The sequence below is a fragment of the Flavobacterium collinsii genome, from assembly GCF_902804485.1.
Lineage (GTDB): Bacteria > Bacteroidota > Bacteroidia > Flavobacteriales > Flavobacteriaceae > Flavobacterium > Flavobacterium collinsii.
Window position 1 is genome coordinate 117724 of sequence record NZ_CADCST010000083.1, and the last position, 9509, is coordinate 127232.

Sequence of the window (9509 nt, forward strand, 5' to 3'; positions counted from 1 at the left end):
GATGCGAGGGCAATCAAAGGAATTTATACGGTAAGCCTTCGGATTTTAGCAAAAATCTAAGACCATAAACGCAGTGTTTGAAATAAGTTTACGAATTTTAATTATATTCGTAAGGTACTAAATCATCTCGAGGGCTACCGAAGGTTTAGTTCAACAGTTACTACAAAGGATTTGAATATTGGCTTAATTTAAAGATAGTTTTGTATTTGAAAATTAGTGTTTAACCGAAAGTTTAGGCTTTCTTAATACTGAGCTGCTTGTAGCGCGAGAACGTTAGCAGCAAATGCAAAACTAAAAACTACCAAAGCAGTGGATATCTTAACAAGAAATTAAACAATCTGACCTCATGAAAACAACTTTATTATCTATTATTCTCCTTGTTTTTAAGCTAAAACTCTTTGCTTGTACAATAGTTTCCGGGGTTGACACTAAAGGTCAAACTTGGGTTATGAATAACGAAGATTTCTTTCACACATATTCAAATTACGTTAATGTATATCCTGCCACTAAAACTTCATTAGGGTATATAACGCTCACTTACGGTTCACCTGAAAGTGGGATTCAGGGAGGGGTAAATGAAGCAGGGTTGTTTTTTGACATCAACGCACTACCACCTCAAACTTATAAACTCAGCGTAGGCAGAAAGCCATATTCTGGTTCTATGCTTGATTATCTGCTTCAACACTGTAAGTCAGTACCACAGTTTCTTAAGTTATGGGAAACCCAATATATGCCAGAAATGAATGGAATACAGATTCACTTAGCGGATAAAAATGGCAATCTGGCAATTATTACTCCTGACACAATCGTAATCTCCAAAAAGCATTTAACCTCTACCAATTTTAACGTTTGTGAAGCTAACCCTGACAAAAGGGTATGTTGGAGATATCCCATAGCAGAGAATATCATATCTGAAAATGGAATTAGCCAAAAGAGCTTAGTAAAAATTGCAGATGCAACTTCCTGGAAAGAATTTACTACAACTTTATACACTAATATTCACAATCTTACTACGGGAGATATATGGTTTTATCTGGCAGAAGACTATGGTACACCTTGGCGTACAAATATCAGCAAATTATTAAAAGGTGGGAAACAAAGTATTTTACTAGCTAGCATGTTCCCTAACAATAAAAGCTTAAAACTTAACATGCTAATTGAGACTGGTGGCAAATCCAATGACATAGAAACCTTTCTTGAAAAATCCAAATTGAGTAACACCCAAAAAGAGTCAATCCTGAGATTATCATTTTTAGATAACTTCTTTATCGAAAAGGATTTCAATAAAGCGGCCCTCCTATTTCCTGAATGGGAAAAGTATAGCCACCTGAATAAAAGGCTTGATTCGATTGAGATGAAGATTACAAAAGCACAATACTTGGCAACTATAGGAAACAATAAAAAAGCGGTTGATGAATTGAAGAGTATTAAAAAACCAACTTCACGAAGCGAGGAACTGTTAAGAAATCTTACCGATAGTGAAGATTATAACACGACCATTAAACTGGAGGGATTTAAAGATGCGAAAGTCGTTTTGATCGAATTCAAAGGCGATTATAATCTTTTTCGTTTTTTACGTAGTACCCCTGAAGGTTGGATAATGAAAATCAAATCCAGTAGAAAGGAATTAAAGTATTGCTTTTATGTTGATGGCAAGAGAATAGTTGATTCATCTCAACCTATTATTGCTAAACAAGAAACCGTGAAGGGTGATTACGCAGACTTTAATATTCGAAAGTTATAATTATATTTTTAAGTATCATAATAGAGTATTCATAGAGACTAAGGCATCAGCCACTAACAGCTAGGGTTTCGTTGCGTGCGCAGCACGAGACTTCATGACTTGCATGTTTTAAGTTACATATTTGCAAGTGGGCGCAAAGTCGGAGACATTTGTAGCGCTTGTGAGGTATACTTTTCGGAGCGGTTTTTTTGCTTAAAACAGGTGTTTATACTTAACTCGTTTAGTTTTTTTAACCTATTTTACAACGCTATACTTTGTATTATGGAATACCGTAATGCAAAGTATAGCGCGTTTTGTATGTTTAATAATTAATTTGAAATTCAATAGATTAGAATTTAAAAATTATAATAAAAATAAAGATCAAACAATTAAGAGTCACCATAGCATACTTATACATTGCTGCCAGAACTAAATAAATATTAATAAATATATATGACTAGAAAATTTTATCGAGTAGAAAATAGTCCAATTAACCTGAATCAAGTATATCAAAGTAAAAATTATCAATATGGCCGAAATTTAGATTTTTCGTATTATCAGCATTTTTTAAATGTATATTTTAATGTTATGAGACAGGTCGATATACCTTCAGATTTTTTTGTTTCTCTTAATAATAGAATATTTACGGAGTCAAATCTATATCGACAATATTTGAATGACTTAATCGCAGACGAAGAATATGTAGAATTGTATGCAGTAACAAATAATATTAATCATAGCGGTTTTAAAATACCAGTTTCATTAATTAGTGATTTTATCAATAATTTTAAAGGTAACCAGCAATTTATTTTTTTTGACAATGGAATTTATCTTTGGGAATTTATCCTCGAAGCTGTTCGCTTAAACTGGTATAGTCACCTGCCTAAAAGATTGGAATCAGTATTTTTATTTGATGATTTAAAGAGTTGTCAGTATTATATTAAAGAACATTTAAACAATGTAGGGACAATTTATGAAGTTGAATTAATTCAAGTTGTGAAAATGTTTGAGGGGGACATGATGTTAATAGATAATGTTCAAAACCATATTCTTTTTTTAGATTTAATGACACAAATGAACGACTACTGGAAAGGTGTACATACGCAGGATCCAATAAGAGAAATCATATTTCAAGGAAGTTATTTGTACACTCGGATTATCAAATAGTCTTATAAATTCCTGTCTTTTAATTAGTAAACTGAATGCGTTTTTTAGTTTATTACTTTATGTAATAGGTTAAGAGAGTTTAAAGTAATTAATTTTTGTGATTTTAATTTTAAGGTTCTAGACTTAAATATACAATAGGTCTCCGAAGTGTCAAACTGAAAAGCTGGTAAATGTCTCTGACTCTTCCTCTTTCAGTTAAAAAGTACTTTAAAAACAAATTAAACTCAGCATCTCAAAGAGTTCCTTATGAAAAGCTGCGCAAATGTCTCTGACTTTGCGCAATTTTTGTTGTTGTTATAAATTGTAACCGTCCCAAGAGTCTCTGACTCTTCCTCTTTCAGTTAAAAAGAGTTATAAAATAAGTTAAATCTTATATTTTTGTAAAAAGATTTAGAAATGAAAGAAGGATACATAATAAGAGATCAGACATTGCCACATTTTATAACTTCAACAGTTGTAGACTGGATAGATATTTTTGCACGTCAGGTTTACAGAGATATAGTCATTGAGAGTTTAAAATACTGTATTGATCATAAAGGAATGATTTTATATGGTTATGTTATTATGAGTAATCATATACATTTAATTATTCAATCTGAACATGGAAAACTATCAGATTTAATAAGAGATTTTAAAAAATTTACTGCGAAAAATATTCTTGAAAAAATTCAGAATAGCCCTGAAAGTAGAAGGGAATGGATGTTAGAACGTTTTAGATTAGCAACCCAAAGCCATTCAAGAAATAAAGAATATCAATTCTGGCAGTATGGAAATCATGCAGAAGAAATTTATAGTAATGAATTTATGTGGTCAAAATTAGATTATATACATTTAAATCCTGTAAAGGCCGGACTTGTTGCTAAAGCGTCAGATTATATTTATTCAAGTGCAACTAATTATGTTTGTGATTCAGGCTTGTTAAAAGTTGAAAAAGCTGACAGTCTAATAGTGAACGTTTTAGATAATAAATCGTTTATTCGTTATAATCAATATTAAGATATCGGTTTAAAGTCGGAGACTTATTAACGTTTTATTTTTTGATGAAGACTTGAATAGGTAGCGCAAAGTCGTAGACATTTGCGCAGCACTTGTGAGGTATACTTTGTGTAGCGGATTCTTACTCCCTAAGAAATTACTTTGTTTTAGTAGAGTCAATATAAAATTTATGAATTTGCTCTTGTACTCTGTAAAATGCTTGAGTATATTTTTGACGCATATCGGTCAATCTTCCAGCTAAAGCAGGATTCGATTTTTCCATATCATTAAGTTGATAGAATAGTTGGTCGACATTATAATCTTTGTATTCTATATGTAGATATCCTCGTTGCACAACATTATCGACGATGCAATCACTCCCATTTATTGCTGCACTTAAAAGACATTTCAAATGCCCAGAATCATAATTATATACCAGTTTATCATCTTTAAACATAAATGAAAGACTTTCAGCACGATAGTCAATTTCCTGAGCTATTTTTTCATGATTCTGTATTAATAGTAAACGTGCTTTTGTATGTGTTGTATACTCCGTGTAGGCCCAGGTGAATAAGCCGACAAACACAGTTGAGAGTAGCCATATTCCAAAAGCACTATTGAAAAAGGTATATACGGTTACCGAGGATACAGTCCTTGGTGTTACTTGTTCTTGCAAAGCTCCTCGTACTTGAACTCTGAACAATTCTTCCTCTTTAATTTTTTCTTTTTCTTGAAGACTTAACATGATAGAATTAATTTGATTAGAACAATAAATGTAAGGATATTTCGCAAAGCCTGAATTAGTTTGATGGGAAACTATATCATTTTTAGAAAATGAAATCTGTTCCTTTGACGCCTTTTTGAATTCAATAGTTTCATTCTTAAATTTTAATGATTTTATTTGTTTTTTATCATGGAATGCGCAGCGCTTGGGAGGTTTACTTCGCAAAGTCGGAGACATTTGGGCAGCACTTGTGAGGTATACTTTGCGGAGCAGGGGGGACATTTGCGCAGCGCTTCTGAGGTATACTTTGCGGAGCGGGGAATTAACTTCACTGGTTTTTTTTATGGCTTTATGTTTTTAAGAATAATTCTGGATTTATGGAAAACCATAATACATCTTTGTTTTTTTTGAGTAGTATTGTAGTTTAATACTGATTTATGCTTCAAAATATATTTAAAGCGAAGTGTCTTCTGTAGTCAAAATAGGAACACTCAGCCTAGCATTGAAACGTTAAGAAAATGATATACTAACTCTTCTATATAAATAAACCATGAAAATTGACTTTGCAAGAATAAAAAATTTTAGAAAACTTAAATCCTGTAAAATTGAGTTTTCTGACAAAGAAACCATATTTGTTGGTGCAAATAATAGCGGAAAAACAACTGCTATGGATGCTCTTATTACCTTTTTAGAAAGAAAGGAATTTAAAACTCAGGATTTCACAATCTCAAATTGGACTGAACTAAATAAGATTGCCGAAGTATGGGTCACAAAAGAAACTTTAGAACATGAGGATAAAAGCATTAAATTGCTTGAACCGTATTTACCGTCTTTAGATTTATGGTTTAATGTCGATATTAAGGAATTAAGATACGTAAGTCATATTATACCTTCACTTGAGTGGAATGGAGGTCTATTAGGTTTAAGATTAGTATTGCATCCTAAAAACATAGAAAAACTGATTGAAGAATATAATCTTGCGAGAAAAAAGGTAATAGACCTTAATACAAAATCAGGAAAAGCTGTAGAACTTTGGCCTATGAGTTTTTGGCAATTTTGTGACAAGAAGGTAAATACTTTGTTTGAAATAAAATCATATCTATTAGATCCTGATAAATATGATGAAGTTCAGGATTTATCAGACAATAATGTAGAACTTGAAGGTAATCCTTTAAATGGTTTAATTAAAATTCACACAATAAATGCTCAACGTGGTTTTAGTGATGCTAATACAGATAATCCAGAATCTAATAGTACAAAATCTTTATCTTCCCAACTTCGTTCTTATTATGATAAACATTTAAATCCTTCGATAGAACCTAATGAAAAAGATTTGGAAGCACTCGAAAAACTAAATCAGGCGCAGATTACATTTGATAACAATTTGACTTCAAGTTTTGAAGCTCCCCTTAAGGAATTAAGTGACTTGAATTACCCTGGATTTGGAAATCCGCAAATAACATTAGCATCACTTATAAAAGCTACAGATGGCTTAGACCATGATTCAGCAGTTAGATACAATTTAGCTGAGGGACTAACATTACCAGAAAAATATAATGGATTAGGTTATCAAAATTTAATTTCTATTGTTTTTAAATTAATTCGATATCGAGATGAATGGATGATGAATGGTAAAAATTTATTAGAAAAAGAAAATATAATAGAACCGATTCATTTAGTTCTAATAGAAGAACCCGAAGCTCACTTACATGCACAAGTCCAGCAAGTTTTTATAAAAAAAGCATACGAAATTTTAAGAGCACATGAACATTTAGGAATCAAAACAGATTTTACTACTCAGTTAGTAATCAGTACTCATTCTAGTTATATAGCGCATCAAAAATTTGAAAGTTTAAGATATTTTAAAAGAACTAATATTACATCCACAACGCCTACCTCTGAAGTGTTGAGTATAAAATCAGTATTTGATTCTACTATACCAGCGGAAAAAGAAACTGAAAAATTTGTAGTAAGATATCTAAATACAACGCATAATGATTTGTTCTTTGCTGATGCAACTATTTTAGTGGAAGGCCCAGCGGAAAGGATACTTATTCCTCATTTTATTAAAAATCATCACGAAATTCTAGACAGTTGCTATATAACAATATTAGAAATTGGAGGAAGTCATGCGCATAGATTAAAACCACTTATTGAAAAGCTAGGGTTAATTACTTTGATTATCACAGATTTAGATTCTCAAGAAAAATATTCAGATACTTCGTCAGACCCGCCAAAGGACAAATACAAAAAAAGTCAGCCAAAATTAAATAGTAATCAAATTACTAATAATGATACTTTGAAAAATTGGAATCCTAAGTTGAAAGAGATTGATGAACTGATAAAATTAGATTTTAATGGTAAATTGTTGACAGATTATCCTATTCGAGTTGCTTATCAAGCAGAAATCGATTTATCGGGAGTTAAAGTCTATCCTTACACATTTGAAGATGCACTAGTCTTAGAAAATATTGAGAAGTTTAAGGAGATTGAAGCAACATCTGGTTTGTTAAAAAAAATGGTTCAAGCCGTTAATGAAGATAATCCAAATAATGCTGCAGAAAAAGCTTATACAGCTATAAATAGTGATGGTGCAAAAAAAGCTGAATTTGCACTTAACGTGTTGTACTTTGAAGCACCTGAAGAATTAAATGTACCAACTTACATTAAAGAAGGTTTAGATTGGTTAGAAGATGTTTTAAAGCCTATTAAAAATATTGTTGAATCTGAAACTACAACATCATGATAGCTGAAAATAATGATATCGATTTACAAATTGATGAGGATATTTTTAATTGTTTAAACCCCATATCTTTAAAGAGTTTCTTTCTTTTTGCAGGTGCAGGTTCTGGCAAAACAAGTACATTAGTTAATGTTTTGACTAAATTCAAGGAAACTTTTGGGAATGAATATAAGTTTAGGAATCGAAAAATTGCGATAATAACTTATACTAACGCTGCTGCTGACGAAATTAATCATAGGCTATCCTATGATACAATTTTTGAAGTAAGTACGATTCATAGTTTTTGCTGGGAATTGATTAAAAACTTTACAGCGGATATAAAAATATGGATTGAAAAAGATGCGAAAGAATCCATCATTGATCTTGAAGACAAGTTATCAAGAGCTAGAGATCCTAATAATAAAACTGCAATTTCTAACAGAAAAAAATTAGAATCTAAGAATAAAAGATTGCTTGCACTGCCAACAATAAATAAGTTTGTATATAATCCTAATGGAGATAATTATACAAAAGCATCATTAAATCACTCTGAAGTCATATCAATAGCTTGCTATTTTTTAGTTTCAAAGAATTTATTTAAGCAAGTGTTAATAAACAAATATCCAATTGTTTTAATCGACGAAAGTCAAGACACTAAAAAAGATTTAATTGAAGCTCTTTTTAAAATTCAATCAGAATATAAAGGATCTTTTTCGCTAGGGTTATTCGGAGATACTATGCAACGTATTTACAGTGATGGTAAAGAAAAGCTTGGAGAAGATCTGCCTGAAGATTGGTTGAAACCAGCCAAACAAATGAATCATCGATCAAAATCTAGAATTATTGAACTAAACAATAACATTAGAAAGGAGATTGATGGACAACAACAGTTGGCTCGGGTTGAAAAGTCAGGTGGTATTGTTAGGTTTTTTATTGCCCCAAGAGGATTAGAAAAAATGACAGTAGAAAAAAGGATAAAAGAGAGTATGATTGAATTTGCTGAAGATGAAAAATGGAATGATGATAGTTCTATAAAAACGTTAACTCTCGAGCATCACATGGCAGCAAATAGAATGGGGTTCGGAAATTTTTTTAATCCACTATATCAGGTTGATAAGCTAAAACAAGGTTTACTACAAGGTAATTTAGCTTCTGTCAATTTCTTTATAAAAACGATATTACAATTATATAATGCTCACAAAGCAAATAATAGATTCGAAATATCAAATATTGTAAAACGAGACTCCCTGATATTTGATAAAAGATATATTATTGATGCAGTAGACAAAAAAGCTGTCTTAGATAATGCCAAAAAAAGCATTGACAAGCTATTGAAATTATGGGAAAATGGGGGGCAACCAACTTTAATGGATATATTATTGGAGGTTAGGGAATCGGGAATATTTACTATTCCAAGTGATTTAAGCATATCTATTGATAGGACAAAAAGTTTAGGTAAAGAGGAAGAAAATGAAGAAGATGAGGATGATGGTAAACTATTATTAGCTTGGGATGTAGCATTAAATGCCAATTTTGATGAAATAATCAGATATAATGAATACATATCTGGCAGTTCAAATTTCGGAACTCATCAAGGGGTTAAAGGACTAGAGTTTGAAAGAGTTTTGGTAATTATTGATGATGAAGAATCTAAAGGATTTATGTTCAGCTATGACAAACTGTTTGGTATAAAGGAACTAACAAAAGGTGACAATGAGAATATTTCAGGAGGGATTGAAACTGGAATTGATAGAACCTCACGACTTTTTTATGTGGCGTGCAGTAGAGCGAAAAATAGTTTAGCTATTATTGCATATGCTGACAAACCAGAGCAACTAATGGCTAATTTGTTGGAATTAGAATGGTTTAGTGAAGATGAAATTGAAATTGTTAATTAAGAGCTTTTAACAAGCGATGTAATACGAGAAAGAAGTAATAAAACTCAATGAAAGTTTTCACAAGTTTAAATAATTCAAAAAAAGAGACTTTCGAGTTAAAAGTGGTCGGAAGAAATTTCGGCCACTTATGTTTTATATACTTTTTGCGGATCTCCTCCTGAAAGTACTATCATTACTGCAGTAATTAACTCTCTTAATTCCATAACAAACCTTCTTTTTGCAGTTTTGTAACCTAGATTATTTGCTTTCTTATAAATTAAGAGTAACATTGCTACAATTAGAGTCATATAAATCATGACT

General features: G+C 31.3%; 6 protein-coding genes. 5 read left to right on the forward strand and 1 reads right to left on the reverse strand.

Annotated features, from left to right (window positions below; all coding sequences use genetic code 11):
- Nucleotides 1-346 precede the first annotated feature (346 nt).
- The 3 genes from FLA105534_RS11635 to FLA105534_RS11645 all read left to right on the forward strand — a co-directional run bounded on the left by FLA105534_RS11635 (nucleotide 347) and on the right by FLA105534_RS11645 (nucleotide 3886).
- On the forward strand, nucleotides 347-1744 hold the full coding sequence (locus tag FLA105534_RS11635) for a carcinine hydrolase/isopenicillin-N N-acyltransferase family protein (protein WP_173966287.1): 1398 nt from the start codon (nucleotides 347-349) through the stop codon (nucleotides 1742-1744).
- Nucleotides 1745-2176: 432 nt separating this feature from the next.
- On the forward strand, nucleotides 2177-2890 hold the full coding sequence (locus tag FLA105534_RS11640; RefSeq protein ID WP_173966288.1) for a DUF2441 domain-containing protein: 714 nt from the start codon (nucleotides 2177-2179) through the stop codon (nucleotides 2888-2890).
- 396 nt (nucleotides 2891-3286) lie between these two features.
- Entirely contained in the window at nucleotides 3287-3886 is a 600-nt protein-coding gene (locus FLA105534_RS11645) for an REP-associated tyrosine transposase (RefSeq protein WP_173966289.1), read from the forward strand.
- A 136-nt stretch (nucleotides 3887-4022) separates the two neighbouring features.
- Here FLA105534_RS11645 and FLA105534_RS11650 read toward each other — a convergent pair whose 3' ends face one another.
- The gene (locus tag FLA105534_RS11650) at nucleotides 4023-4826 is read right to left on the reverse strand and encodes a hypothetical protein (RefSeq protein WP_173966290.1); all 804 of its coding nucleotides are present in this window, start codon (nucleotides 4824-4826) and stop codon (nucleotides 4023-4025) included.
- A gap of 313 nt (nucleotides 4827-5139) precedes the next feature.
- Here FLA105534_RS11650 and FLA105534_RS11655 point away from each other — a divergent pair, with 313 nt between their 5' ends.
- Together FLA105534_RS11655 and FLA105534_RS11660 are read left to right on the forward strand one after the other, a co-directional pair.
- Complete coding sequence (locus FLA105534_RS11655) at nucleotides 5140-7335, forward strand: ATP-dependent endonuclease (RefSeq protein ID WP_173966291.1); 2196 nt, start codon at nucleotides 5140-5142, stop codon at nucleotides 7333-7335.
- Nucleotides 7332-9209: a UvrD-helicase domain-containing protein gene (locus tag FLA105534_RS11660; RefSeq protein WP_173966292.1), complete on the forward strand. Its 1878-nt coding sequence runs from the start codon at nucleotides 7332-7334 to the stop codon at nucleotides 9207-9209. Before FLA105534_RS11655 ends, FLA105534_RS11660 begins: the two co-directional genes overlap by 4 nt.
- Nucleotides 9210-9509 lie beyond the last annotated feature (300 nt).

Bases quoted from the DNA above. Each gene is read 5' to 3' on its own strand.
- FLA105534_RS11635 (WP_173966287.1), top strand. From the start codon at position 347: ATGAAAACAACTTTATTATCTATTATTCTCCTTGTTTTTAAGCTAAAA.
- FLA105534_RS11640 (WP_173966288.1), top strand. From the start codon at position 2,177: ATGACTAGAAAATTTTATCGAGTAGAAAATAGTCCAATTAACCTGAAT.
- FLA105534_RS11645 (WP_173966289.1), top strand. From the start codon at position 3,287: ATGAAAGAAGGATACATAATAAGAGATCAGACATTGCCACATTTTATA.
- FLA105534_RS11650 (WP_173966290.1), bottom strand. From the start codon at position 4,826: ATGTCTCCGACTTTGCGAAGTAAACCTCCCAAGCGCTGCGCATTCCAT.
- FLA105534_RS11655 (WP_173966291.1), top strand. From the start codon at position 5,140: ATGAAAATTGACTTTGCAAGAATAAAAAATTTTAGAAAACTTAAATCC.
- FLA105534_RS11660 (WP_173966292.1), top strand. From the start codon at position 7,332: ATGATAGCTGAAAATAATGATATCGATTTACAAATTGATGAGGATATT.